This is a genomic window from Marinimicrobium hydrolyticum (genome assembly GCF_030848505.1).
GTDB lineage: Bacteria > Pseudomonadota > Gammaproteobacteria > Pseudomonadales > Cellvibrionaceae > JAVDDU01.
Genome location: NZ_JAVDDU010000002.1, coordinates 519,823 through 544,901, shown reverse-complemented (window position 1 = coordinate 544,901; position 25,079 = coordinate 519,823). Strand labels below are relative to the sequence as shown.

22 protein-coding genes and 1 other RNA gene are annotated in these 25,079 nt (G+C 55.6%); 12 read left to right on the top strand and 11 right to left on the bottom strand.

Annotation, left to right across the window (positions count from 1 at the left end; translation table 11 throughout):
* Positions 1-144: 144 nt before the first annotated feature.
* The 4 genes from ubiD to rpiA all read right to left on the bottom strand — a co-directional run bounded on the left by ubiD (position 145) and on the right by rpiA (position 4,662).
* The gene (gene ubiD, locus RBH33_RS05555) at positions 145-1,608 is read right to left on the bottom strand and encodes a 4-hydroxy-3-polyprenylbenzoate decarboxylase (protein ID WP_306731150.1); all 1,464 of its coding nucleotides are present in this window, start codon (positions 1,606-1,608) and stop codon (positions 145-147) included.
* Positions 1,609-1,654: 46 nt separating this feature from the next.
* The gene (gene rho, locus RBH33_RS05550; protein ID WP_306731149.1) at positions 1,655-2,914 is read right to left on the bottom strand and encodes a transcription termination factor Rho; all 1,260 of its coding nucleotides are present in this window, start codon (positions 2,912-2,914) and stop codon (positions 1,655-1,657) included.
* 471 nt (positions 2,915-3,385) lie between these two features.
* Positions 3,386-3,715, bottom strand: a complete 330-nt coding sequence (gene trxA / locus RBH33_RS05545; RefSeq protein WP_306731148.1) for a thioredoxin TrxA — start codon at positions 3,713-3,715, stop codon at positions 3,386-3,388.
* Between the two features lie 269 nt (positions 3,716-3,984).
* Positions 3,985-4,662 (bottom strand): ribose-5-phosphate isomerase RpiA, encoded by a 678-nt coding sequence (gene rpiA, locus RBH33_RS05540; RefSeq protein ID WP_306731147.1) that lies wholly within the window; start codon positions 4,660-4,662, stop codon positions 3,985-3,987.
* A gap of 145 nt (positions 4,663-4,807) precedes the next feature.
* Here rpiA and ilvA point away from each other — a divergent pair, with 145 nt between their 5' ends.
* The gene (ilvA, locus tag RBH33_RS05535) at positions 4,808-6,322 is read left to right on the top strand and encodes a threonine ammonia-lyase, biosynthetic (protein WP_306731146.1); all 1,515 of its coding nucleotides are present in this window, start codon (positions 4,808-4,810) and stop codon (positions 6,320-6,322) included.
* 217 nt (positions 6,323-6,539) lie between these two features.
* Positions 6,540-6,668 (top strand): hypothetical protein, encoded by a 129-nt coding sequence (locus RBH33_RS05530; protein ID WP_306731145.1) that lies wholly within the window; start codon positions 6,540-6,542, stop codon positions 6,666-6,668.
* Between the two features lie 43 nt (positions 6,669-6,711).
* Here RBH33_RS05530 and RBH33_RS05525 read toward each other — a convergent pair whose 3' ends face one another.
* From RBH33_RS05525 to RBH33_RS05510, 4 genes are all read right to left on the bottom strand, one after another.
* Entirely contained in the window at positions 6,712-7,350 is a 639-nt protein-coding gene (locus RBH33_RS05525; RefSeq protein ID WP_306731144.1) for a 5-formyltetrahydrofolate cyclo-ligase, read from the bottom strand.
* A 61-nt stretch (positions 7,351-7,411) separates the two neighbouring features.
* A non-coding RNA gene (ssrS, locus tag RBH33_RS05520) (6S RNA) lies at positions 7,412-7,588 on the bottom strand.
* Between the two features lie 102 nt (positions 7,589-7,690).
* A complete protein-coding gene (locus RBH33_RS05515) occupies positions 7,691-7,996 on the bottom strand; it encodes a cell division protein ZapA (RefSeq protein ID WP_306731143.1) in 306 nt (101 codons plus the stop codon).
* Between the two features lie 45 nt (positions 7,997-8,041).
* Entirely contained in the window at positions 8,042-8,248 is a 207-nt protein-coding gene (locus RBH33_RS05510; RefSeq protein ID WP_306731142.1) for a TIGR02449 family protein, read from the bottom strand.
* 222 nt (positions 8,249-8,470) lie between these two features.
* On the opposite strand from RBH33_RS05510, the gene RBH33_RS05505 reads away from it, so the two are divergent.
* From RBH33_RS05505 to RBH33_RS05460, 10 genes are all read left to right on the top strand, one after another.
* A complete protein-coding gene (locus RBH33_RS05505) occupies positions 8,471-9,067 on the top strand; it encodes a UPF0149 family protein (protein WP_306731141.1) in 597 nt (198 codons plus the stop codon).
* Between the two features lie 30 nt (positions 9,068-9,097).
* Entirely contained in the window at positions 9,098-10,411 is a 1,314-nt protein-coding gene (pepP, locus tag RBH33_RS05500; protein ID WP_306731140.1) for a Xaa-Pro aminopeptidase, read from the top strand.
* A complete protein-coding gene (gene ubiH, locus RBH33_RS05495) occupies positions 10,411-11,661 on the top strand; it encodes a 2-octaprenyl-6-methoxyphenyl hydroxylase (protein ID WP_306731139.1) in 1,251 nt (416 codons plus the stop codon). The genes pepP and ubiH overlap by 1 nt, the downstream gene beginning before the upstream one ends.
* Positions 11,658-12,878, top strand: a complete 1,221-nt coding sequence (locus tag RBH33_RS05490) for a UbiH/UbiF/VisC/COQ6 family ubiquinone biosynthesis hydroxylase (RefSeq protein WP_306731138.1) — start codon at positions 11,658-11,660, stop codon at positions 12,876-12,878. The genes ubiH and RBH33_RS05490 overlap by 4 nt, the downstream gene beginning before the upstream one ends.
* A gap of 17 nt (positions 12,879-12,895) precedes the next feature.
* Positions 12,896-13,219, top strand: coding sequence for a hypothetical protein (locus tag RBH33_RS05485; protein WP_306731137.1), 324 nt, complete (start codon positions 12,896-12,898; stop codon positions 13,217-13,219).
* 347 nt (positions 13,220-13,566) lie between these two features.
* Positions 13,567-13,779, top strand: coding sequence for a cold-shock protein (locus RBH33_RS05480; RefSeq protein ID WP_306731136.1), 213 nt, complete (start codon positions 13,567-13,569; stop codon positions 13,777-13,779).
* 216 nt (positions 13,780-13,995) lie between these two features.
* On the top strand, positions 13,996-14,310 hold the full coding sequence (locus tag RBH33_RS05475; RefSeq protein WP_306731135.1) for a DUF3301 domain-containing protein: 315 nt from the start codon (positions 13,996-13,998) through the stop codon (positions 14,308-14,310).
* Positions 14,311-14,333: 23 nt separating this feature from the next.
* Entirely contained in the window at positions 14,334-15,167 is an 834-nt protein-coding gene (locus tag RBH33_RS05470; protein ID WP_306731134.1) for a 50S ribosomal protein L11 methyltransferase, read from the top strand.
* On the top strand, positions 15,160-15,729 hold the full coding sequence (locus RBH33_RS05465; protein ID WP_306731133.1) for an NUDIX domain-containing protein: 570 nt from the start codon (positions 15,160-15,162) through the stop codon (positions 15,727-15,729). The genes RBH33_RS05470 and RBH33_RS05465 overlap by 8 nt, the downstream gene beginning before the upstream one ends.
* Positions 15,730-15,907: 178 nt before the next feature.
* Complete coding sequence (locus RBH33_RS05460; RefSeq protein ID WP_306731132.1) at positions 15,908-20,302, top strand: InlB B-repeat-containing protein; 4,395 nt, start codon at positions 15,908-15,910, stop codon at positions 20,300-20,302.
* Between the two features lie 91 nt (positions 20,303-20,393).
* Here the strand turns inward: RBH33_RS05460 and RBH33_RS05455 are convergent, their stop codons facing one another.
* The 3 genes from RBH33_RS05455 to RBH33_RS05445 form a co-directional block, all read right to left on the bottom strand.
* Positions 20,394-21,812, bottom strand: coding sequence for a sugar porter family MFS transporter (locus tag RBH33_RS05455; protein ID WP_306731131.1), 1,419 nt, complete (start codon positions 21,810-21,812; stop codon positions 20,394-20,396).
* Positions 21,813-22,114: 302 nt separating this feature from the next.
* The gene (gene xylA / locus RBH33_RS05450; protein WP_306731130.1) at positions 22,115-23,446 is read right to left on the bottom strand and encodes a xylose isomerase; all 1,332 of its coding nucleotides are present in this window, start codon (positions 23,444-23,446) and stop codon (positions 22,115-22,117) included.
* A gap of 84 nt (positions 23,447-23,530) precedes the next feature.
* A complete protein-coding gene (locus RBH33_RS05445) occupies positions 23,531-25,021 on the bottom strand; it encodes a xylulokinase (RefSeq protein WP_306731129.1) in 1,491 nt (496 codons plus the stop codon).
* Positions 25,022-25,079: the final 58 nt, after the last annotated feature.

The window sequence follows — 25,079 nt, the reverse complement described above, 5'->3', positions numbered from 1 at the left end:
CCACATTGTGCCCCGAGCAGGCGGGAAGATAAAGGGCGCAGATCAGCTGCCAGCCCTAAGAAAGGGCTCGGCAAGCGTAAAAAAAGGTAAATTCGAATGGGGCGGAACGGTGTCGGCTGAGCTAAAAGGCCAAGCCGCCGAGTGCTAGAGGCCCAGCTCGTCCCACAGCTCGTCAATGCGTTGTTTTACGGCGGGATCCTGGGCAATGGGAGTGCCCCACTCGCGGTCGGTTTCACCCGGCCACTTGTTGGTGGCGTCAAAACCCATTTTGGAGCCGAGGCCGGAAACCGGAGAGGCGAAATCCAGGTAATCAATCGGGGTATTGTCGATGATGACCGTGTCGCGGCCGGGGTCCATGCGCGTGGTCATGGCCCAAATCACGTCCTTCCAGTCCCGGGCATTCACGTCGGCGTCGGTGACGATCACAAATTTGGTGTACATGAACTGGCGTAGGAAAGACCAAACCCCCAGCATTACCCGTTTGGCGTGACCGGGGTATTGCTTGTTCATGGTGACCACGGCCATCCGATAGGAACAGCCTTCCGGCGGCAGATAAAAGTCGACGATTTCGGGAAACTGCTTTTGCAGTATGGGTACAAACACCTCGTTCAGGGCTACGCCCAATACTGCGGGTTCGTCGGGCGGGCGGCCCGTGTAGGTGCTGTGATAAATGGGGTCTGTACGGTGCGTAATACGCGTGACCGTAAAGACGGGAAACTGGTCCACTTCATTGTAGTAACCGGTGTGGTCACCAAAGGGGCCTTCGGGAGCCATGTCGCCCGGGGCGATATGGCCCTCGAGAATAAATTCGGCGGAAGCGGGAACCTGCAAATCGTTGCTGTGGCAGTTAACCACTTCGGTTTTGCTACCTCTGAGCAGGCCGGCGAAAGCGTATTCGGAAAGGGTATCCGGTACGGGGGTTACGGCCCCCAAGATGGTGGCGGGGTCGGCGCCGAGCGCGACGGCGACCGGAAAGTTCTCGCCCGGGTGACGCGCTTGCCAATCTCGAAAATCCAGAGCACCGCCACGGTGAGCGAGCCAGCGCATAATGAGGCGATTCTTGCCGATTTTTTGCATCCGGTAGATGCCCAGGTTCTGCCGCTCTTTTTCCGGGCCGCGGGTCACCACCAAAGGCCACGTGATTAACGGTCCGGCGTCTCCCGGCCAGCAGGTTTGAATGGGCAGACGATCCAGATCGACGGCTTCGCCTTCAAGCACATGTTCCTGGCAAGGCGCTTTGTTGACCACTTTCGGGCCCATGTTCAACACTTGTTTGAAAATGGGTAGCTTTTCCCAGGCGTCTTTGAAGCCTTTGGGCGGTTCCGGCTCTTTCAAAAACGCCAGCAGTTTGCCCACTTCCCGCAGAGCTTCCACGGACTCTTCGCCCATGCCGAGAGCCACCCGTTCGGGGGTGCCGAAAAGGTTGCCTAGTAGGGGAAAGTCATAGCCTTTGGGGTTTTCGAACAGAAGTGCTGGTCCGCCCGCGCGCAAAGTGCGATCGCAGATTTCGGTGATTTCCAGGTGCGGGCTGACTTCTGTGTGGATGCGCTTGAGTTCGCCGCGCTGCTCGAGAAGGTCGATAAAATCGCGCAGGTCCCGGTATTTCATCTTGGCAAAGCTCCGGCCAGAGCGGGGGCTATGCCCCCGCCCGGTATCATTTCCGTTTCATGGACTGGAAGAATTCGTCGTTGGTTTTGAAGTCCTTGAGTTTATCAATCAAGAACTCGGTTGCCGCGACGTCTTCCATATCGTGCAACAGTCGGCGCAGAATCCAGGCGCGCTGCAACTCATCTTCTTTCATCAGTAGGTCTTCCCGGCGGGTACCGGAACGGCGCACATTGATGGCGGGGTAGATGCGTTTCTCAGAAATTTTCCGGTCCAGGTGCAACTCCAGGTTGCCGGTACCTTTAAATTCTTCGTAAATCACTTCATCCATTTTTGAACCGGTATCCACCAGCGCGGTAGCGATAATACTCAAGCTGCCACCTTCTTCGATGTTACGCGCCGCGCCGAAGAAACGCTTGGGGCGTTCCAGCGCGTGGGCGTCCACACCACCGGTCAAAACCTTGCCAGAGGAAGGTACAACCGTGTTGTAAGCACGCGCCAAACGGGTGATGGAGTCCAGCAAAATAATCACGTCTTTCTTGTGTTCCACCAGGCGTTTGGCCCGTTCAATCACCATGTCGGCAACTTGAACGTGGCGCGCGGGGGGCTCATCAAACGTGGAAGCAACCACTTCGCCGCGAACGGATCGCTGCATCTCGGTGACTTCTTCCGGACGCTCATCGATCAACAGTACGATCAAATGGCACTCTGGATTGTTGCGAGTTATGGCCTGGGCCATGGACTGCATCATCAGTGTTTTACCCGCCTTGGGCGGCGCCACGATCAAACCCCGTTGGCCTTTGCCCACAGGTGCAATCAAATCGATGATACGCCCGGTCAAATCTTCTGTAGAGCCGTTACCAGCTTCCAGAATCAGGCGTTCATCGGGAAATAGGGGGGTCAGGTTTTCAAAGAGAATCTTGTTGCGGGAGCTTTCCGGTTTGTCGAAATTAATTTCGTTAACTTTCAACAGGGCAAAGTAGCGCTCGCCTTCTTTTGGGGGGCGGATCTTTCCAGAAATCGTGTCGCCCGTGCGCAGGTTGAAGCGTCGGATCTGGCTGGGGGAGACGTAGATGTCATCGGGGCCGGCCAGATAGGAGCTGTCCGCAGAACGCAGAAAACCAAAGCCATCCTGAAGAATCTCGAGCACACCGTCGCCGTAAATATCTTCGCCGCTTTTGGCGTGCCGCTTGAGGATATTGAAAATGACATCCTGTTTGCGAGATCGGGCCATGCTCTCCAGGCCTACTTCGCGTGCAATAGAAATCAGTTCTTCAATGGGTTTGGCTTTTAAGTCGGTTAGATTCATACAGTGAGACTTTGTTGTAGGTGGTTAGGTTAGGGTCGCGGAGTGTAAGTGCCGAAACGGCTGTGTTCTAGTGTGGTGTTTTAAGCGCATAGCAATCCCAATCTTGCCGGGAAACGTACCTTGGCGGTTTTTATAAGACGCAGATTGCGATGGCTAAACACGATCCGCTGTTCCTCTCCTTGTCAATCAACATTAGGGCAGCTATAGGGCCACTTGAAGATTGGGTCAGGGGAGCAAACGGGAGTTTGTTACAACGTCAGAGGCAAGTTTCGACTGGCGTTTAACTTTTGCCCAAAGATTTGGCTGGCTTTAATTGGGTAGCTGAATCAGGGCAGGGCTTACATTGGACAGGCCGAGTATAACGGCAAAATCCGGGCAGTGCAAAATAAAAGTTCTGTTGCTGGGTTTACTCCCTATGCATGGTCAAAGTGCCGCCGCGCCTGGGCGCGGCGTACTTCAATTCATTCATTCTTACAATGCGCTGTCGATGAACTCGACCAGTTGGGCCTTGGAAAGAGCGCCCACTTTAGTGGAGTCTGGCTCGCCATTCTTGAAAATGATCAAGGTGGGGATGCCCCGAATATTGAACTTGGCAGGGGTTTCCTTATTGGCGTCCACGTCCAGCTTGGCAATCTTGACTTTGTCCCCATAAGTGCCGGCAAGTTCATCCAGAATGGGAGCAATCATTTTACAGGGGCCACACCAGGCCGCCCAAAAGTCCACCAACACCGGTTGCGAGGCTTTAAGCACTTCGTCTTCAAAATTGGCGTCGGTAACGTGAATGATAGCGTCGCTACTCATAAGTTGTGGTCTCCAAACCTGGATGTTTGTCAATTGAACCGGCTCTGAGGCCGTGTAATGTAAACGCATGATAAGGACTGGCATGCAGCCAGGCAAGGGGTAAAAACCAATAGCGCTTATAGCGGGTGGCAATTATAACCTGATCGGTGGATCGAGAACTTGCGAGCACCCCAGTCCCGCTGGACGCCGAACACCCGGATTGGATGGGTGTTCGGCCAACCTGTTTTTTATGGGTAACCCTTTGTTTCTCAAGTAAAAGAAGGGTGTGCTCAGTACCGGGGGCTTATGCGCTTGACGCCTTCGCTGGTGCCTAGCAGCAGGACGTCAGCCGGGCGGTGGGCAAACAGGCCGTTGGTGACGACGCCCGCGATCTGATTAATGGCGTTTTCCAGCTTGCGAGGTTCCATTATTTGCAGGTTGTAGACATCCAGGATGACGTTGCCATTGTCGGTGACGACGCCCTGCCGGTAGACCGGTTGCCCGCCCAACTTGACCAATTGCCGGCCTACGTACGAGCGGGCCATAGGAATAACTTCCACCGGCAGCGGGAAGTCACCGAGGATTTCCACCCACTTGCTCTCGTCGGCGATGCAGAGAAATTCGCGCGCCACGGCAGCCACGACTTTTTCCCGGGTAAGCGCAGCGCCACCGCCTTTAATCAGTTCCAGCTGGGGATTACTTTCGTCAGCGCCATCGATGTAAATCAGCAGCTCGTTGACATCGTTTAACTCGTATACCGGGATGCCAAGGCTTTTTAGGCGCCGTGTGGTTTCCTCTGAGCTGGCAACCGCGCCTGCGAATTGGTCCTGGATATCGGGTAAGAGGTCAATAAAGTAGTTGGCAGTAGAGCCGGTGCCGATGCCAATGACACTGTCGCGTTCCAGCTTGGGAGTAATGTATTCCACTGCCGCCTCGGCGACTGCCTTCTTGAGTGCGTCTTGAGTCATATTGGCCTCTTTCCCTTGTGCGCCGGTCAGGCGCTGAAAAAAATGTGTTGGTAATTATACGGATTTTGGAGGGATGGATGTCAGATCCTCCCCAAATTGTTTACTATGGGGCGCTGTTTTCTCGTTTTCCTAATAAAGAACCGCTATGCCTGAATCCTACATAAAACGCATCCTCAACGCCCGCATCTACGATCTGGCTATAGAGACACCTCTGGACCCTGCGCCGCTTTTGTCGCACCGAACCAATAATACGGTGCTGCTCAAGCGCGAAGACCTGCAGCCGGTGTTCTCATTCAAAATTCGCGGCGCTTACAATAAGCTGCTTCAGCTGAGTGGGGAAGAACGAGCTCGGGGTGTGATTGCGGCCTCGGCGGGTAATCATGCCCAGGGGCTGGCCATGGGCGCCAAGCATTTGGGTATTAAGGCCATCATCGTGATGCCGCGTACTACGCCGCAGATTAAGGTGGATGCGGTGCGCGCTCGCGGAGCCAAAGTGGTGCTCCATGGGGACAATTATGACGAGGCGTCCTCACACGCACAGCAGCTGGTGGCGGAAAAAGGACTTACCTATATTCATCCTTTTGACGACCCGGATGTCATTGCCGGCCAGGGCACCGTGGCCATGGAAATTCTGCGTCAGTACCCGGGGCACATTGATGCCATCTTCGTGGCGGTGGGCGGTGGAGGGCTGTGTGCCGGCGTTGCGGCTTATGTGAAGTACGTGCGCCCGAACGTCAAGGTCTTCGCCGTGGAGTCCGACGAGTCCGCCTGCCTAAAGGCCGCCTTGGAGAAGAACCGCCGAGTGGCACTGCCTCAAGTGGGGATTTTTGCCGACGGCATTGCGGTCGCCAAGATCGGTAAGGAAACCTACCGAGTACTCAAGAAAACCATTGATGGTGTTATCACCGTCAATACCGACGAGATCTGCGCCGGCATTAAAGATATTTTCGAGGATACCCGTTCCATTGCTGAGCCTGCCGGTGCCGTCAGTGTGGCCGGTATGAAAAAGTACGTGGAAGAAACCGGCTGTACCGGGCAGACGTTTGTGGCCATCGACTGTGGGGCTAATATTAACTTTGACCGCCTGCGGTACATCTCCGAGCGCACTGAGATCGGTGAGCAGCGGGAAGCCATATTGGCGGTCACCATTCCCGAGCGCCCCGGCGCCTACAAGGAGTTTTGCAAGGCTCTGGGGCGGCGCAACATCACCGAATTCAACTATCGCTATGCCGACAAAGAAGCCGCGCGGATTTTTGTGGGTATACAGGTTGGGATGGGCGGCTCAGATCGGCAAGAGCTGGTGGAAATGCTGACCAACAAAGGGTACACGGTTGAGGACATGACCGAAAACGAGCTGGCCAAGCTCCACATTCGCCATATGGTGGGTGGTCACGCGCCTCAGGTGGGCGAGGAGATGGTATTCCGCTTCGAGTTTCCGGAGCGACCCGGCGCCCTCTATGCCTTCCTCAACCGGGTGGCTGGGCAATGGAATATCTCCCTGTTCCATTACCGTAACCACGGCTCAGCGTTTGGGCGCGTACTGGTGGGCATGCAAGTGCCCAAAGGTGAGCGGGCCCAGGTGCGGAAGTTTCTCGATGAGATCAATTACCCCTACTGGGATGAGACGGAAAACCCCGCCTACCGGTTCTTTTTGGCTTAAAAAGGCCGGTTTGGGGGCTAGGCAAGCGAATTTGATGTGATAACCTTCACAAACTGCCGTTTTATCCCACATTTTGGCATTTTATCCCTTGATAGACGGCTGTCCTACGCTAAGATGAAAGTTGCCGCCTCTTGGCACACATGGCGCTTAAACCGGATTTTGGCACCAAAAACAATAATGGACATCGAAAAACGTCTTGTCTGAAGGTCACCCGGTAATGAAAACTGACATAATCACCATCGTAATCCTGGTGTTTTGCGTCGGAGTCCTGATCAGTGCGCTCGGCGTGGGGGATTTCTTCTCCGCCGACCAAACCGCTTCGGTTCTGGCACACCAGGCTCAATAAGCAAAAAGCACTCGACGACGACCCTGCCACCTGGCCGGGCCAGTCATTGAGCGCGGGCTGCAATGATCTCGTGGTCAGTGACCACGGCGCTTAAGGGTAGATCCCAGTTTTCCCGCACCACCTCCTTGGTTTCCTGGCAGCTGTGCGCTAGCCCCATAAGCTGTGGCTTGCGATGTGGCCCCCAGCGCTTTTGGCGCTTGAAGGCGAAGGTGCTGTCGTAAAAACCTCCCCCCATGCCCAAGCGCCCGCCCGCCCGGTCAAATGCAACCAGTGGTAACAAAACAAGATCCAGGTAATGGGGCGCAAGCCATTGGTTGCGCCCAAAAGCCGGTTCCGGAATGCCGAACCGGTTCGGAAACAGGCGAGTGTCGGGTTTAAAACGGACAAAAGCCAGTTGCCGAGCTTTTAAAGGATGCAAGACTGGTAGGTAGCAGCGCTTGCCCATACGCCACGCGAGTCGGGCGAGCGGGCGCGGATCAATTTCCCCGTCGTTCGGCAAATACAGAGCAATGTGACGGCTGCGCACAAAAGCAGGAAAGCGCACCAGGAGTTTCGCTAAACGATGCGCGGCGCGGCGTTGTTGGCCGGGGCTCAGGCGTCGTCGGCGCGCACGCATCTGACGCCGCATCTGGCGTTTGGCGTGGGCAAGTTCGGCGTGGAGGTTTGTGTGCGTTTGGCCCATCGGGCAGCCTGGATTGGTCGGCTTGTTTGGAGGGCCGCATTGATCGGCCTAAATCGCTATGGAGCGCCCCGGGGTGCCGCTGTCGAGCGGGCCTTGAACCCAATGGTTCAAGGTGGCGGTGCCAGTGGTCTATCAGGCTTCCCGACGTGCGGTAATGCTCAACAAGATCCACAAAGCACTGCCTGGTACACAGTTATCGGCTCAAGGACGTGTCGACTGGCGTACACCCTAGGACTGTTTTCAGTATAACCCGAATAGCCGGAGGCGGCGCAAATTTACATTTTTAATTGGACTTTTAGAATTGGGTGAAACCCGCAAATCGGCGCGCGGGAAATGGCTGTTAAATTTGCTCAAACCGCTCCAGCGTGCGATCCAATTTGGCGTGTAACCGGCTCAGTTCTTCCGGGTCCGGCTCGGATGATGTTGGCGTCGGCGCAGACTTGGCTTGCAGCAATTCGTGGCTCAAATTGAGCGCCGCCATCACAGCAATACGCTCCAGTCCAATCACTGATCCGCTGCGCTTAATGGTGCGCATGCGCTCGTCCAGTAAGTGGGCGGATTCTATCAATGCGCTTCGCTCTTCCGCGGGGCAGGAGACTTGGTAGTCTTTATCCAGAATTTGTACGATAACCGTTTCGCTCGCCATTTCGCTCTGTCCTATTTATCTACCCGATTTTATCCGATTCCGAATTCATTCCGATTCCAGGCTTTTCAGGCGGGTAATCATGGCTTCCACGCGTCCGCGCGCCAATTCATTTTTCTCTACCAGACGTACACGCTCCCTTTGCCATTCACTGGCGCGAGCTTTTAGATCGCGGTTTTCTTCCTGGAGGCGCTCACAGGCGCGGATCAGTCGATCCATTTTGGCTTCCAGGGACTGTAGTAGGTCTTGGGACATGGCAAAGGGCCGGACAAAGTGGAATGGCTACTATATGGCGCCTACCCCTAAGGGGTCAATCACTCTCGCGCCTCACTTGAAGTTGATTCGAGAAAGCGCGCGCCAGGTCACGGATTTGCTTGGCATTTTTACCGTCCTGGACCGGCTCCTGAGCCCGTACGGCGGGGCCAAAGAGCGCAAAGCGTGTTAGCATGAGCGCGAACTGAAACAGGACCTTTTGATATGCCCGAATCCGAACCTTCAGCGGTCTCGTATGAGTCTCTGAGCGAGTTGTTGACACCGCTGCAGATCATCCTTGATCCGGCCGAGCTGCACGGTATTTTGTGTGGAAAATTTTGTGGGGGTGCTACCCCTTCGGAAACCGATTGGCTGCTGGAAGCCGTGGAAGAGTTGGACTTTACCCAGCCGCCCGACGGCGCCGTGCGCGCTGCGTTGTCCGCGTTGTTCCAGCAGACTCGCGAGCAAATGGCCCAGCAAGAATTTGAACTGCAGTTGCTTGTGCCCAGCGATGACGACGAAATCGGCCATCGAGTCAGCTGTTTGAGCCGATGGTGTCAGGGCTTTCTGGTGGGTTTTGGCGGAGCCGGAAAAGTGGGTGAGGCTGAGTTGTCGCCCCAGGCGAAGGAGGCTTTGGAAGACCTGGCCGCCATCGGTCTTGTGGGGTTGGACAGAGACGACGCCGAAGCCATGCAAGCCGCCGAGAATGATTACATGGAGGTGTTGGAATACGTGCGTATGGCCGCATCAGCATTGTTTATGGAGTTCGGCGCGGCGCGAGTGGCCACCACTGACGACGAGCCACCGAGCACAGTGCATTAAACCAATGTTTATCGGGAGACGGATAGGCCTATGAAGATCACTCGGCAGGAGTATGCCCGCCGCCGCAAAGCGTTGATGGAGCTCATGGAGCCCAACAGTATTGCCATTGTTCCCTCGGCCCCTGAGCGCACCCGCAGCCGAGATACGGAATACCCCTATCGGCAGGACAGTGACCTTCATTACCTCTCAGGTTTTGATGAGCCCCACGCCGTACTGGTGCTGTTTCCCGAGCGCGAGCACGGTGAATATGTACTGTTTTGCCGGGAGCGGGATCCTGAACGGGAGACTTGGGACGGTTACCGAGCGGGCCCTGAGGGCGCTTGCCGCGACTTCGGGGCCGACGATGCCTTCCCCATTGATGACATCGACGATATTTTGCCGGGGCTTATTGAGGGCCGGGAACGCGTCTATTACGCCATGGGCAAGGACCGTGACTTCGACGCTCAGGTCATGACCTGGGTGAATACTATCCGCGCCAAAGTGCGAGCCGGTGCCCACCCGCCGGGTGAATTTCTGGACTTGAGTCACTTCCTGCACGACATGCGTCTGATCAAGAGCGCCGCCGAGCAGCGAATCATGAGGGAGGCTGGGGAAATTTCTGCGCGTGCCCACTGCCGCGCTATGCGCTTCTGCAAACCCGGCGTCATGGAATACCAGCTGGAAGCGGAAATTCAGCACGAATTTGCCATGGCCGGTGCTCGCTACCCGGCCTACAACAGCATTGTGGGCGGCGGCAAAAACGGCTGCATTCTGCACTACGTGGAAAACAATGCCGCGCTGCGCAATGGCGACTTGGTGCTCATCGACGCCGGTTGCGAGTTGGAGTCTTACGCCGCCGATATCAGTCGCACCTTTCCCGTCAACGGACGCTTCAGCCCGGAACAGCGCAGCCTTTACGAATTGGTATTAAGCGCCCAGCTGGCCGCCATTGAAGTGATCCGCCCGGGTAGCCACTGGAACCTGCCGCACGAGATGTCGGTGGAAGTTCTCACGCGTGGCTTAGTTGAACTCGGACTGCTGAGCGGCTCGGTGGAAGAGCTTATCGAAAACGGCGCTTACAAGCAGTTTTATATGCACCGAGTCGGTCATTGGTTGGGGCTGGACGTGCACGACGTGGGCGACTACAAAATCGAGGGCGAATGGCGTGCTCTCGAACCCGGCATGGTGATGACCGTCGAGCCGGGCCTGTACATCGCGCCGGACAATGAAACGGTCGCCAAAAAATGGCGCGGTATTGGCATTCGTATCGAGGATGATGTGCTGGTGACCAAAGACGGGTGTGAAGTGCTCACCTCAGGTGTGCCCAAAAGCCCCGATGACATTGAAGCATTGATGAACGCCTGATGAGTGCACCGGATTTCGACATCGCCATCGTCGGCGGCGGCTTGGTCGGTGCCAGCCTTGCGAGCCTGCTGGCGGCCGGTGAAGAGCCTTGGCGCATCGCCCTGATTGACGCCAAGGGTAGTTTGTCAGCAAGTACTGACTATCAGCCGGACTATGATCATCGCTCCACGGCTGTCTCCTCCGGCAGTGCAGAGATTTTGGATCGTCTGGGAATCTGGAAGCGTTTGCGCCAACACGCCACCGCTATTCGTCGCGTGCACGTATCTGATCGCGGCCACCTGGGCGGCGCCAACATAGACGCCGACGAGCAGCGACTCGATGCCTTGGGCTATGTGATTGAAAATGCCTGGTTGGCGCCCCTGCTGTTGGAGTGGGCGCAAAACGCCGAGGGTGTGACCAGCTTAATGCCCATGTCCGTGCAGACGCTGGAGCCCGGTCGCGGCCACGCCCGGTTAACCCTCGCCAGTCCGGAGGGCGGCGAGCAAACACTAACGGCCGCTCTGGTGGTCGTGGCTGAAGGCTCCAACTCCCCTCTGCGCAAGGCTCTGGGTATCGAAACCCGAATTGTGGATTATCGCCAAAGCGCGGTGATTGCCAATGTATCCTTTACTGAACCTCATCAGAGCGTGGCCTACGAGCGTTTTACCGGGGAGGGCCCTTTGGCCCTTCTTCCCCTGGACGAATCCCCTCAGGCGCAACGTGCGGCGCTGGTATGGACGCTGCCCCCGCACCGCGCTGAGCAGCTGCGAGATTCCGAGTCTTCGGTATTTTTAGCCGCACTCCAAGAGCGTTTTGGCTGGCGTTTGGGTCGTTTTCAGAAAGTGGGTGAGCGGCAGCTTTGGCCATTGCGCTTGTTGATGGCCGAAGAGCAGATTCGCTCTAACGTGGTCTTAATGGGCAATGCCGCCCACAGCCTGCATCCGGTAGCGGGGCAGGGCTTTAATCTGGCTCTACGCGATTGCGCGCGTTTGGCCGAAGTGCTGATTCACGCCCGGCGTCGGGACAAAAGCCCCGGAGAACTGCCGGTGCTGGAAGATTACTTGGCCCTGCAAAAACGAGATCAGGCGTTGACCATTAACCTTAGCGACCAACTGGTGCGCCTGTTTACCAGTACCGACAAGCCCCAGACCGCCGCCCGGCATTTGGGGCTTTTGGGTTTGGATCTTTTGCCCCCGGTCAAAGCCCAGTTTGCCGCTCAAACCATGGGCACCGCCGGCTCCCGAGCTCGCTGGCTGGAGGGTTCCTTATGAACGGCCACTTTGACGTGATTGTCATTGGCGCCGGTCTGGTGGGCGCCACGCTCGCGGCGAAGGTTGCCAATGGGGAAGCGGGCAGCCAGTTGCGCATTGCCGTGGTTGAAGCGGGTGCTAAGCCGGCGCGTTTTGACGGCGAGAATTTTGACCCCCGGGTCGTGGCGCTAACGCCGGCGTCGCAACAACTACTGGAAAGCATCGATTGCTGGACCGGTCTGTTTACTGAACGCGCCTGCCCCTATCGGGATATGGAAGTCTGGGACGGCGAAGGCACCGGCCGCATCGAGTTCAGCGCCGAAGATCTGCACAGCGACACGCTGGGCCACATCGTCGAAAATTCTGTGGCTCTGCGAGCCGTTAGGCAGCGTTTGTCCGAGTTGAACGTATCCGTAATACAACCGGCCAAAGTCATTGGCCTACTCAAACCTGAGTCGGCCGGGCAGCCGGTGCAATTGACGCTGGAAGATGGCCGACGCTTGAATGCGCCCCTGATCGTAGCCGCCGATGGTGCTCACTCCCAGGTGCGCGAGCTGGCCGGTTTTGCCACCCGCGAATGGACCTACGATCAGCGCGCCATCATTACCACGATACGCACGGAAAAGCCCCACAACTACACCGCCCGGCAGCGCTTTATGCGCACCGGCCCTCTGGCGTTGTTGCCCCTGCGTTGGCACAACGGCTCGGAGTGGGATGCTCACTATTGTTCCATCGTTTGGTCCGCGGACAATGCGCTGTCGGAAGAGCTGATGGCGCTCGACGACGCGGAATTCTGTGCGCGTCTGGGGCGGGATTTCGAACACCGTTTGGGTGAAGTCACCGGTACCGCCGAACGTTTTGCAATTCCGCTTTACCAGCGCCATGCACGGCAATACATTCAGCCGGGCATCGCCCTGGTCGGTGATGCCGCTCACAGCATCCACCCCCTGGCGGGCCAGGGCGTAAATCTTGGCTTGCGAGATGTGCAGGTTTTTGCCGCCGAGCTTGAGCGAGCTGTACGGCGAGGCCTTCAAGCGGGGGATTATTCCGTGTTGCGACGCTACCAGCGGCAGCGCTTGGGGGATAACCTTGCCATGATGGGAGTCATGGAAGGGTTTAAGCGTTTATTCGGCAACAGCAACCCAGAGCTGACCTGGTTGCGCAACGCGGGCATGGGCACACTCAACCAGGCGCCCCTGGCAAAAAATGCCATTGTTCGACGCGCCATGGGTTTCTGACAAAAGGGGAGTTAAATGTGCAACGTTTGAATCCATTGTTGAATGGTCTTTTGGTTGCCACACTGGTGTTGCTGGGCGTCGCTTTCGTGGTGGTGACGCAGGGTTACGGCTTATGGTTAGGGTTGGCGGCTTTGCCCGTCGCCGTGGGCGTCTTTTTTCATAAGCGCTGGGCCTACTTTGCCGGTGCCGTCTGGGCGCTCGCCTGTTATCAGTTGGCTCGCCAGGGTATGTTAGTCGAGGTGGAGCGCTTGGCTATGGTAATGGTGATTCCCTTGGTTGCCTTGTGCATTTATTTGCATGAGCAGTTTGCCCGTAAAAAGCGCGCCAAAACAGGGCAATAGAAGGCCATGGGTGCCATATAGGGCCAAGAGTCCGACAGTAACGAGAATTCATGGATATAGGCTTGAACTCCCGCAACCGAAGTGCTTTAATTTTTGAGGAATCTCTGGTTCTGTAAACAGAGATCTCTTGCTAAAGCTTGATTTCCGGTCAAAGACTAGGCTCCCGCGAGGCACCCTCAAGTTACTTTGCTCGAATGTCACCTTAGCAATAATTTGTTCGTTTCCGCTTTGTTAACGAAACGGCGAGTTATTTCACTTCGGCGATACGGGTCGCGGTAGAAAGCCTGTTCAGCTGGTTTCCATGTTAGGTCAGCTCTGCTGACACTTATAAGCAAGACGAGGATTGTATGTCAGACCAACTGGTATCTGGGGTAGTTAAGTGGTTCAACGACGATAAAGGCTACGGCTTTATCGAGCGTGAAGGTGGAGCCGACGTATTCGTGCACTTCCGTGCAATCAATGGTTCGGGCCGCAAAACCCTGAAAGAAGGTCAGAGTGTTACCTTCGAAGTCACACAGGGTCAAAAAGGTCCGCAGGCGGAAAACGTAACGCCGCTGTAAAACGTTTGAAACCGAGGAGCCGGGCAGCCGGTTCCTCGAGTTTCACCCACGCTGAACCAGGGTGATTTTCCGGATTAAGCGCTGGGTGAAAGATATGTACGCTTCTGCGTGTCGCCAGCGACAGGCCAACGCTAGTTTATCGCGCCTGCTTTTTGTCGACCGTTCTCTTTTCTCTCTGCCGGTATCCCGCCTGCCTCTCCAACGTGTATCATTTTTATGGATCTTGTCGCGCTCGCATGGTTGATGGCTTTGGGCCTGGGTATTTATTATTTGTGGCGCTCCTTTCAGGTAAAAGAACTCGCCTTTGTCGCCGCTCGCCGCCATTGTGAAGGCATGCAGGTGCAAATGCTGGATCAGAGCGTCTACCTTCGTAAACTCTGGCTACGCCGTGACCGAAATGGCCGGGTCAGATTCTGGCGGATGTTCTATTTCGAATTTACCGTTACAGGCGGTGACCGCTATTTTGGGCGCGTATTTATGCTGGGTCGACGAGTTGAGCGGGTTGAGCTTGAGCCGCATCGTCTGCAGTGACGACAAAGAGTTTGGAGAAACCCATGCTGTTTAAAAACCGACTGTGGTTTAAGCACCGACTTCTTCTTGGCCTATTGGTCTTACCTTTTGTATCAATGGCATCGATCTTTGTGTACGCGGAAGAAGATTGGTCGGGAGGTCCGCCTAAGCTGGATGTGCCTTTCGTGACCACCCCAGAGCCAAGTGTTGAACGAATGCTTGAGCTGGCACAAGTGACACCCCAAGACACGGTTATTGATTTAGGGTCGGGCGATGGACGCATCGTGATTGCCGCCGTGCGCGACTGGGGCGCGCGGCGCGCTGTGGGGGTGGAGATAGATCCGCTACTGGTGAGAACATCACGAGAAAATGCGCGCACTGAGGGTGTTAATGATCGCGTGACCTTCAAGCAAGGCGACCTTTTTGAGCAGGACATTTCCGACGCTACGGTGCTGACATTATTCCTACTGCAAGCCATCAACAACCGACTGCGCCCGATTATTCTCGACACAATGGCTCCAGGGTCGAGGGTTGTATCGCACGTTTTTCATATGGAAGATTGGGAGCCCGATGCCTCCGACGACTACCTGAATCTTTATATGTGGGTAGTGCCGGCGAAAGTAGCTGGCGAGTGGGAGGTTCAAAACACAATCGATGACATAACCTTGGTGTTGCAACAGCGCTTTCAAGAGATTGAAGGCTATGCCGTGGTCAGTGGCGATTGGCAACAGCTGAGCAACGCCACATTGCGCGGTGACGAAATTCGCTTCACCATCGACAACGCTTACTTCGTCGGCCAAGTGAATGGCGATCGAATCAGCGCAACCGACGAAGGTAACGTCCCCGGGTGGCAGGCGATCAGGACATCTCATGAGTAATAAGCAAAGACCCGATTACAAACAAACCGGCGCTTGGCAGCGTAAATCCTCAGAACGCATTTACGACAATCCGTGGATCGAGGTCTACCACGAAGAAGTTATCACCCCGGCCGGGACTGACGGCATTTACGGCGTGGTGCATTTCAAAAACACCGCCGTGGGCGTAGTGCCGTTGGACGATGACAATAACACCTGGTTAGTTCGACAAACCCGCTACACCCTGAACCAGTTCACTTGGGAGATTCCCGAAGGCGGCTGCCCCCGAAACGAAGACAGCCTCACCGCTGCCAAACGCGAACTGCAGGAAGAGGTGGGCCTAGTCGCCGAGCGGTGGGAAAAACTGCTGGACCTGCAACTGTCCAACTCCGTCACCGACGAAATCGGCGTGGTCTATACGGCCCGCCAACTCTCGCCCGTACCCCAGACCCTGGACGCCACCGAAGATATCGAAGTCCGTAAATTGCCTCTGGAAAAAGCTATCGCCATGGTGGATCGGGGAGAAATCACTGACGTCATCTCTGTAGCTGCCCTGCTCATGCTGTCTAGATTGGCTAGGCAGTGACCGTTTTCGGTCTACTCGAGAGTATTTTTATATAATAAAAGTTATATGGCAGATGATATATTTCATGCCATAATCGAATAGCTCCATTCGTTGGAGTTAGAAAAAGAGCCGCCTGAAGAGCGGCTGTCAGGCATTTCATGCCGACCTAAAGTAAGGGACCTACCTAGGACGACCCATTATGCCCCCCTCTCGCTTAACTTCCTGGCTGTTTTTTTTCATCCTGTTTGGTTTTCTCACCGCTTGTGGCGGGAGTAGTAACCCCGAACCTGGGAATACACCCACCCCTACGCCTCCACCGCCCCCCAGCGCAGTCAATTTTGTTGTGAGTTATAGCGCCGAAATTGATGGCACTATTGAAGGGGCAGCGCAGCAAAACGTGGAAGAAGGCGCAGATGGTATCGAGGTAACCGCCGTGCCCGCGGAAGGTTACTACTTCGTCAGTTGGAGCGATGGGCGCGAAGACAACCCCCGTACCGATACTGATATCCGCTATGACCTAAGTGTTAGCGCCAGCTTTGCGCGCAAGCAATATACTTTGAATTACATTGCTGGGGAGAACGGGAGGATCCAAGGTGAGACCACCCAGAGAGTCTTCCACGGTGGCGATGGGCAGGAGGTCATAGCCATAGCGGATGAAGGCTATGAGTTTATGGGCTGGAACGACGCTGCGGATTCAAGTTCACGCATCGACCAGAACGTTACCGAGAGCCTGGAATTGTACGCAAGCTTTGCGTTTGTACACACTGCGACCTATAGCGTTGAGTTCGGCGGAATGGTGCAAGGTAGAACAACCCAATTCGTAACCGATGGAGCCGACACCAGTGCTGTAACAGCTGTTCCATTTGAGGGTTACCAGTTTACCTCCTGGAGCGATGGCTCCACAGCCAACCCTCGTGTGGATAATCAGCTTGTCAGCAGTCTGAGCGTAATGGCGCAGTTCACTCCTGATCAATATACCCTGGCCTACGCCACAGGCCAGGGAGGTAGCTTGGCGGGGCAGGTTGTGCAAGAAGTTACTCATGGTTCAGATGGTAGCGAGCTGATCGCCATTCCCGAGGAGGGCTACCATTTTATCGGCTGGAGTGACGGCCGTACGGTTAATCCTCGCATTGATGTTCGCGTTACCGGCGATCTAAGCGTTACAGCTTACTTCGCTCCTTCCGAATACATCTTGAGCTACGACGCTGGAGAAAACGGCAGTTTGAAAGGAGACACACTTCAGAATGTAGTCCACGGATTGGACGGAACCAAAGTGACCGCGGTTCCCGCTGAGAACTACCAGTTCGAAGGTTGGAGTGACGGCCGTACGGATAACCCGCGCACTGATACTAACGTTATGGGAACGCTTTCTGTGACCGCCTACTTTTACAGGAACGAATACACTTTGAGTTACAGCGCTGGTGCTGGCGGCACTCTTGATGGTCAAACTGACCAGTATGTGCTCAAAGGCGCGAATGGTACTGCATTGACTGCTGTGCCCGATAAAAAATACCACTTTGTAAACTGGAGCGACGGTCGTACCGATAATCCTCGCATAGATCAAATGGTGACGGAAAATCTATTTGTCACTGCCAACTTTGAAATCGTGGAATACAGCCTAACGTATGCCGCTGCTGAAAATGGCAGCTTGCAAGGTGATACCAATCAACGAGTAATCATAGGCTCAAATGGGTCCCCGGTGACTGCATTGCCTGAAGTAAACTATCAGTTTGTACACTGGAATGATGGCCGCACGGATAACCCCCGGTCGGACCATGACGTGACAGAAAACCTTTCTGTCAAAGCCATTTTTTCCCGCCCCGAATACAGTGTGAATTACACCGCCAGTGCAAACGGAACCTTGTTAGGTGAGATTGAGCAACAAGTGCTTCATGGCTCGAGCGGCACTGCGGTGACTGCCGTGCCCGCAGAAACCTACCGTTTCGTGAGCTGGAGTGATGGTCGCACTGACAACCCGCGCACCGATACGCATGTTATGGAAGACCGAAGTATTACCGCATACTTTGCACTCAAAGAATACACTTTGAACTACAGTACTGATGGCAATGGCGTTGTGCAAGGGAGTGCTAAGCAACAGGTGCCCCATGGCTCAAACGGTAGCGCCGTAACTGCGGCACCCAATGAAGGTTATCACTTCACAAGCTGGAGTGACGGCCGCACCGACAACCCCCGGACCGACTTAGAAATTATCGAGAGTCTGATTGTTGGTGCCAAATTTTCAATCAATGAATATACGTTGAGTTACAGTGCAGGAGCAAACGGCTCCTTGGGCGGAGAGCCACTACAGAAAGTTACTCATGGCTCGTCTGGCGGTACTATCGTTGCGATACCGGATGAGGGCTTCCAGTTCATTGAGTGGAGTGATGGTAAAGCCGCTATCAGCAGAACTGACTCCAATGTCCGGGGGGATGTCAATGTTACCGCTCGGTTTGGTCAAACCCCCTGGGCAGAAAAGGGGCACTATGGTGGCCTTCAGGCAAAGGTTACAAGTTCACAAAGTGCCATTCTCAATTGGCCTACAGACGATGTCGATAGCTATAACCTGATTATCGCCAATAGTCCTACCACGGATATCCAGAACTATGCTTCCTTTGGCGCGACGCTGGAAGTGGATGTCACCTCGCCAATTGAGTTGAAGGGACTTGAAGCCGGTGCACCTGTGTATGTCGCGCTGGAAACCAACGGGGTCATCACGGCGTGGAGTAGTTTTACTCCGCGTAAAGTGGATCCGAAGCGAATTGCGGGCCTGCATACTTTAGCAATTGATACCGATGGAACCCACTACGTGGGAGGCAGTTTTACCCAAGTTGGGTCACCAACCGGATCTGGCGTGGGTTTACCTCCTGCCGCCGATGGGGCGCAGCACGCTCTGGCGTGGCCTTTTGTAAACGGCGATGTTTATGCCTCTGTGCCGGATGGCGAGGGAGGTTGGTACATTGGCGGTCATTTTACTGAAGTCGGGGGTGAACCGCGTTACAGCTTGGCCCAGATTGACCGTATGGGCAGAGTCACACCTTGGGCCCCCCGTACAACTCTTAGTGACGCCTCACCGGGGATAGTCCGGGCCATAGCTCTCTATGAAGAAGTGATATACGTAGGTGGGTGGTTTTCCTATGTCGATGGTAAGCCTAGTCGAACGCTGGCGTCCTTTAGCAGAGAAGGAGATGTATTGGGGTGGAAAGGTTCCGTATCGGGGGAGGTAAACGCCCTGGCCATTGAGAACGACGTTGTTTATGTTGGGGGAGATTTCTGGTTTGCGGGCGGTGAGAGCCGTCGGCGACTGGCCGCATTTACTCTCGAAGGAGATCTGCTGCTTTGGAATCCAGGAGCAGACCGGTCGGTCCAGAGTCTTGCGGTAAAATCTGGAACTATCTATGTGGGAGGAAGGTTTGAAAGCATTGGCGAAACCTCCCAAAGTTACTTGGCGGCCATTGATGAAGCCGGAAATGTATTGCCATGGAAGCCCACCGGCGTTTGGAGTTCTGTATATAGTCTGGTTATTAAAGATGATGTTCTATATGTAGGTGGCAATCATGTATTGAAAGCTTTTGATGCCGACGGCACTGTGGTGTGGGAACCAGCTAACGACTTTATGTGGCATATGGTACATAGCCTCGCGGTTGATAACGGTATTGTATATGCCGGCGGGAACCTTACTGGTAAGTGGTATCCGCGTCGACCTTACTTAGTGGCTTTTGACGACGAAGCCGAAATATTAAGTTGGGACCCAGCTCCAAATGGTGAGGTATATAGCCTCGCGGTCAGCGGTGGTGTGGTTTATGCGGGAGGGAAATTTTCAAGTGTCGGTGGTGAGCAGCGTGATCGACTGGCGGCGGTTTCTTCTAGTGGTGAGTTACTGCCTTGGAACCCGGGGACAAGCGGGCCAGTAAATTCGCTTACCCTAATCAATGGAGACATTTACTCTGGCGGCAGCTTCTCGACTGCCGGGGGTGTATCCCGGGGGAACCTTGCGGCCTTTACTGCACAAGGCGACTTATTGCCTTGGAGTCCTAGCACAGGGCGAACTGTACTGAGTCTTGCGTACGATGATAATGCCGTCTATGTGGGTGGACTGTTTACCAGTGCCAACGGTCAGCCTCGAGAACGATTGGCTGCTTTTGATTTCGACGGAGAGTTGCTGCCTTGGGACCCGGGCGCAGATGATTTGGTTCGAACTCTAGTTGTGGGCGACGGGGTAATTTATGCGGGAGGCTCCTTTATGAGCGCAGGGGGCGAACCTCGAGAGAGATTGGCAGCGTTTAACTTCGCAGGGGATGTGCTGCCATGGAGCCCCGGGGCAGGCAGAACTGTACGCAGCCTTGTGTTTAATGACGGCGTTCTTTACGCAGCTGGAGAGTTTACGGATGCGGGCGGTTTCCCGCGTGACCGTTTGGCCGCGTTCAATACAGCAGGTAGCCTAACGCCTTGGAATCCCAGTGCCAGCAGTGAGGTTTCCAGGTTGATTATTGATGGCGAAGAAATATCCGCTGCCGGTGATTTCTCATTTGCAGGTGGGGAGCCCCGTTTTCGATTCGCCGTTTTTGATTTCGAGGGCAATGTGCTAAATCGCTAGTCGTATTGATAGGGCAAAATCAGTTCCCGAAAAAAAGGGGCGGACAAATAACTTGTCCGCCCCTTTTTTGTGGCTTCAGGAAAGCTGAATCTTAGCCTTCCATCTGCTCCAACTCCCGACCTTTGGTTTCGTTCACCATCTTCAGTACAAAGACCACCGACAAGGCGGCGAAGAGGGTGTAGATGCCGTAGGTCAAGGACAGACCGATGCCCACCAGCAGCATGGGGAAGGTCGCGGTGACCAGGAAGTTGGCCAGCCATTGCGCCAAGCCCGCTACCGCCAAGCCGGAGCCGCGGATCTGGTTGGGGAACATTTCGCCCAACATAATCCACATGACCGGTCCCCAGGACAGGTTGAACAGGAACACGTAGGCATTGGCCGCGATCAGGGCCAGCAACGCCGCGTTGTCGGACAGTTCCAGGTTGCCCGTGTCCACATCAACCGGTGCGCCGGCGAAGGCGAAGGCGACCAGCGCCAAGCTGATCGCCATACCGGCGGAGCCGAACCACAACAGCGGTTTGCGGCCGATTTTGTCCACGAAAAAGAAGGTGATAAAGCAGGCGGCAATACTGATGCTGCCGGAAATCACGTTGATGGCCAGGGCATCCCCTTCCGAGAAACCGGCGGCTTGCCAGAGTACCGCACCGTAATAGAACACCACGTTGATGCCGACAAATTGTTGCAGTACGGCCAGGCCAATACCCACCCAGACAATAACGCGCAATCCGCCTTTTTTCTTGTCGATCAAATCGGCGAGGCGTGGTTTGTGGTGGTCTGTGGCCAGGGAGTCGTTGATCTCCTGCACTTTGGTAGCGGCAACAGCGCGGCCATAAAGCCGGGCTAGAACTGAACCCGCCTGTTCGGTTTTACCGCTGACCACTAGGTAGCGGGGGCTTTCAGGAATGGCCAACAAAGCAAAAAAGAAAATGCTGGCGGGAACGAGTTCCATCCAGAACATCCAGCGCCAGGTTTCATACCCGCCCCAAAATTCCGCACGTGATCCGCCGGCCGTTTCCGCGAGCAAGTAGTTGCTTAGGAAGGCAGCGGTCAAGCCGGTAATAATGGCAATTTGCTGAATGGAGGTGAGCATGCCGCGAAAGCGCGCCGGGGCCACTTCACTGATATAGGCTGGAGCCATGACGCTGGCAGCGCCCACGGCCAGGCCGCCGATGATGCGGTAGAACACGAACTCCGTGGTGGAGCCGGCAATACCGGAGCCCCAGGCGGAGACGATAAAAAACAACGACGCTACGATAAGCACCGTGCGGCGCCCGTACTTATCACCTAGCCGACCGGCAAAGAACGCGCCGGCAGCGCAGCCGAGCAGCATGGAGGAAACACTAAAGCCGGTACCAGCGGTATCAGATTGAAACGCGGTTTGCAGGCCATCGATGGTGCCGTTGATCACGCCGCTGTCAAAGCCGAACAGAAAACCACCAATGGTGGCGACACAACTGATTAAAATGACAAAGGCGGTACTGCCTTGTTCAGGGTGCGAAGCTGTATTCATGACGCTACCTTTTACTTTATTGTAAAGACGTTAAGGAATCTCTAGCTGGAGTCATTCCCGCGCAGGAACGTCATCCTCGACCCCAAATGGGGACGGGAATCCATTCAAGTCACACGTTGAATGGGCTAGAGCGTCCTTCCAAGCTGGATGAATGCTGTCTCACGTTATTTTTTTATGCCCCAGATAAAACAACGGGGTGGAAAGCCAAGCTTCCACCCCGTCTGAGGTACGACTAAATTAACCCGATTGGGCCGAGGAAGCAATCATGCCTCCTCGACACATTCAGGTTTTGCCGTGCCGGCTTAGCGAACATACCGGTTGATGATGTTCTCGTACAGCTCCTGCTGGCCGCTGGTCTGCTTGGGCTCGCCACCGGCGTTGCCGATTTCAGCCAGTTGCTCCAGAGTCAGTTTGCCTTTTTCGAAGTCGGAACCTTTGCCGCTATCGAAGGAGGCATAACGCTCTTCGCGCATTTTTTCCAGGGGTGACTTCTGAATCAGATCATCAGCAATCAGCAGTGACCGGGCGAACACATCCATACCGCCAATGTGGCCGTGGAAGGTGTCGTTCAGGTCAGTGGAGTTGCGACGACGCTTAGCGTCAAAGTTGACACCGCCGCCCTGGAAGCCGCCATGACGCAGCAGTACCAGCATCATCTCAACAGTTTCGTTGATGTTGTAAGGGAACTGGTCAGTGTCCCAAGAGTTCTGGTAGTCGCCGCGGTTGGCGTCGATGGAACCCAGCATGCCGGCGTTGGCAGCAACTTGCATCTCGTGGTCCATGGTGTGCTGGGCCAGAGTGGCGTGGTTGGTTTCGATGTTCAGTTTGAAATCTTTGTCCAGGCCGTGATGACGCAGGAAGCCGATAACGGTTTCGCTGTCGAAATCGTACTGGTGCTTGGTGGGCTCCATGGGCTTGGGCTCGATCAGGAAGTTACCCTTAAAGCCATTGGCGCGGCCGTAGTCGCGAGCCATGGTCAGGAAGCGGGCCAGGTGTTCTTGCTCGCGCTTCATGTCGGTGTTGAGCAGGCTCATGTAACCTTCGCGGCCGCCCCAGAACACGTAGTTTTCACCGCTCAGTTCAATGGTCGCATCCAGCGCGTCTTTCAGCTGTGCGCCAGCATAAGCGACGACATTGAAGTCGGGGTTGGTGGAAGCACCGTTCATAAAGCGCGGGTTGCTGAACAGGTTGGAAGTGCCCCACAGCAGTTTAACGCCGGAGTCCTTTTGCTTCTGCTTAGCGTACTCAACGATCGCCTGCAGGCGCTTGGCGGTTTCCGCACGGCTGTCGCCTTCTTCGATCAGGTCAACGTCGTGGAAGCAGTAGTAGGGCGCGCCCAGCTTGGTGATGAACTCGAACGCCGCGTCCATTTTCATGCGTGAACGAGTGGCTTCGTCTTTGGCCTGGGCCCAGGGGAAAACAAAGGGGCCAGGGCCGAAGGGATCGTGACCAGCGCCACAGAAGGTGTGCCAGTAACAAACCGCGAAGCGGAAGTGTTCTTTCATGGTTTTGCCGGCGACGACTTTGTTCTCGTCGTACCATTTGAATGCAAGCGGGTTATCGGATTCCGGACCTTCATAGGCAATTTTGCCAACGCCGGGGAAGTACTCTTTATCACCGAGGGTAATACTCATAGGAAAAATCCTTGCTGTTGTCATGGATAGGTTAAAAATAACGGAGCCACTGCCGGGGGCGTGACTCCACGTGAGTCAAAAACGTTACTGCGCTAACAATCGATCCAGGTGCTCGCGCCAGCGCCCGTACACAGCCTGATACTGGCTCTGCAGAGCGGCTTCCGGCTCGATCACTTTAATGCGCGTCAGGCTGCGGAACACATCGGTACGGTTGGAATAGTAGTCACTGCCCCAAGCGGCGGCGCGTGCCACACCGTCGGCGCTGTCGGTTTGGTACAGCTCCAGCGGCGCTTGGGTCATGTTCACGAATGCCTGGCTGAACAGCGGGCTCAAGAACATATTGCTGTGGCCCGCGCGCACCAGGTTCGTGCTGGCGCCCAAGCCTTTGATCAGTTCAAAGCCCATGTTCATGGCGCAGGCAACGCCTTCCTGAGTAGCACGAGCCAAATGAGGCAGGCCGTGCCGGTTCAAATCGAGGCCGGACATCTGGCCGGACAGTTGACGATTTTGCAGCAGCCGCTCAGCGCCATTGCCAAACGGGTGCACGGTCAGGCCATCGCTGCCGATTTCCGCCTGCTCGGCGAACTCGTTCAACTTCGGGTAGGAAACATCGCCGCCCGCGCTCAACACATTGCGCAACCAGCTGTTCATGCGGCCGGCGCCGTTAATGCAGGCCAGTAGGCCGTTGTGCGCCTGGGCATCTTTGTTGACGTGCAGAAAGGTATTGATGCGTTGATCGGGGTCGGCAATATTCTTGTCGGTCACCGCGTACACCACGCCGGACGTACCTGCGGTGGTGGCCACTTCGCCCGGCTCCAGCACATTCAGGCTGAAAGCGTTGGCCACCTGGTCACCGGCTCGGAACGCCAGCTTGGCGCCGGCATTAATGCCCAGCTCGGCGGCGGCCTGCTCGGACACTTCACCGGAGACGCCCAGGTTGGGCACCTGACGGGCTACCAAGCTGGGGTCGATTTGCCAGTGATCCAGCAGTTTGCTGGCGACCTGGTTTTCGGAGAAATCCCACATAACCCCTTCGGACAAGCCGGAGGCGGTGGTGGTGCACTCGCCAGTAAGTTTCAGGGCGATGTAGTCACCTGGCAGCAATATCTTATCGATGCGCGCGTAAATGTCCGGTTGGTTTTCCTGTACCCAGCGCAGCTTAGCGGCGGTGAAGTTGCCCGGGGAGTTGAGCAGGTGCTCCATGCACCAATCCCGACCTAGAGCCTCACAAGCGGCTTCGCCCGTACCTACGGCACGGCTGTCGCACCAGATGATGGAGGGGCGCAAGACTTCGCCCTTGTCGTCCACGGCTACTAGGCCGTGCATCTGATAGGAAATGCCGATGGCGCCGATTTTGTCTTTCAGCTCCGGCTTGGCCTGCCACATTTGCGCGCAGCCTTTCTTGATGGCATCCCACCAGTCTTCCGGCGCCTGTTCAGCCCAGCCGGACTGCGGGGCCTGAATGGCCATCTCCTGAGGAGGGTAGGTGGCGTTGGCCACGCGCTCGCCACTCTCGCCGTCAATGACGGCCAGCTTGACGGAGGAGCTGCCGATGTCTAATCCAAGAAAATACATAGTTTCACTCGTCTCAGTTGCTGTTGTTACGTTAGCGGGCTGAAGCATGCCCGGCCTG

What these genes read in the sequence shown, in the direction of transcription:
- ubiH (WP_306731139.1), top strand. Translation starts at nt 10,411, where the DNA reads ATGAGTGCACCGGATTTCGACATCGCCATCGTCGGCGGCGGCTTGGTC.
- RBH33_RS05515 (WP_306731143.1), bottom strand. Translation starts at nt 7,996, where the DNA reads ATGGCGAGCGAAACGGTTATCGTACAAATTCTGGATAAAGACTACCAA.
- RBH33_RS05475 (WP_306731135.1), top strand. Translation starts at nt 13,996, where the DNA reads ATGGATCTTGTCGCGCTCGCATGGTTGATGGCTTTGGGCCTGGGTATT.
- trxA (WP_306731148.1), bottom strand. Translation starts at nt 3,715, where the DNA reads ATGAGTAGCGACGCTATCATTCACGTTACCGACGCCAATTTTGAAGAC.
- rpiA (WP_306731147.1), bottom strand. Translation starts at nt 4,662, where the DNA reads ATGACTCAAGACGCACTCAAGAAGGCAGTCGCCGAGGCGGCAGTGGAA.
- RBH33_RS05470 (WP_306731134.1), top strand. Translation starts at nt 14,334, where the DNA reads ATGCTGTTTAAAAACCGACTGTGGTTTAAGCACCGACTTCTTCTTGGC.
- RBH33_RS05530 (WP_306731145.1), top strand. Translation starts at nt 6,540, where the DNA reads ATGAAAACTGACATAATCACCATCGTAATCCTGGTGTTTTGCGTCGGA.
- RBH33_RS05510 (WP_306731142.1), bottom strand. Translation starts at nt 8,248, where the DNA reads ATGTCCCAAGACCTACTACAGTCCCTGGAAGCCAAAATGGATCGACTG.
- pepP (WP_306731140.1), top strand. Translation starts at nt 9,098, where the DNA reads ATGAAGATCACTCGGCAGGAGTATGCCCGCCGCCGCAAAGCGTTGATG.
- ubiD (WP_306731150.1), bottom strand. Translation starts at nt 1,608, where the DNA reads ATGAAATACCGGGACCTGCGCGATTTTATCGACCTTCTCGAGCAGCGC.
- xylA (WP_306731130.1), bottom strand. Translation starts at nt 23,446, where the DNA reads ATGAGTATTACCCTCGGTGATAAAGAGTACTTCCCCGGCGTTGGCAAA.
- RBH33_RS05455 (WP_306731131.1), bottom strand. Translation starts at nt 21,812, where the DNA reads ATGAATACAGCTTCGCACCCTGAACAAGGCAGTACCGCCTTTGTCATT.
- ilvA (WP_306731146.1), top strand. Translation starts at nt 4,808, where the DNA reads ATGCCTGAATCCTACATAAAACGCATCCTCAACGCCCGCATCTACGAT.
- rho (WP_306731149.1), bottom strand. Translation starts at nt 2,914, where the DNA reads ATGAATCTAACCGACTTAAAAGCCAAACCCATTGAAGAACTGATTTCT.
- RBH33_RS05525 (WP_306731144.1), bottom strand. Translation starts at nt 7,350, where the DNA reads ATGGGCCAAACGCACACAAACCTCCACGCCGAACTTGCCCACGCCAAA.
- RBH33_RS05445 (WP_306731129.1), bottom strand. Translation starts at nt 25,021, where the DNA reads ATGTATTTTCTTGGATTAGACATCGGCAGCTCCTCCGTCAAGCTGGCC.
- RBH33_RS05465 (WP_306731133.1), top strand. Translation starts at nt 15,160, where the DNA reads ATGAGTAATAAGCAAAGACCCGATTACAAACAAACCGGCGCTTGGCAG.
- RBH33_RS05505 (WP_306731141.1), top strand. Translation starts at nt 8,471, where the DNA reads ATGCCCGAATCCGAACCTTCAGCGGTCTCGTATGAGTCTCTGAGCGAG.
- RBH33_RS05460 (WP_306731132.1), top strand. Translation starts at nt 15,908, where the DNA reads ATGCCCCCCTCTCGCTTAACTTCCTGGCTGTTTTTTTTCATCCTGTTT.
- RBH33_RS05480 (WP_306731136.1), top strand. Translation starts at nt 13,567, where the DNA reads ATGTCAGACCAACTGGTATCTGGGGTAGTTAAGTGGTTCAACGACGAT.
- RBH33_RS05490 (WP_306731138.1), top strand. Translation starts at nt 11,658, where the DNA reads ATGAACGGCCACTTTGACGTGATTGTCATTGGCGCCGGTCTGGTGGGC.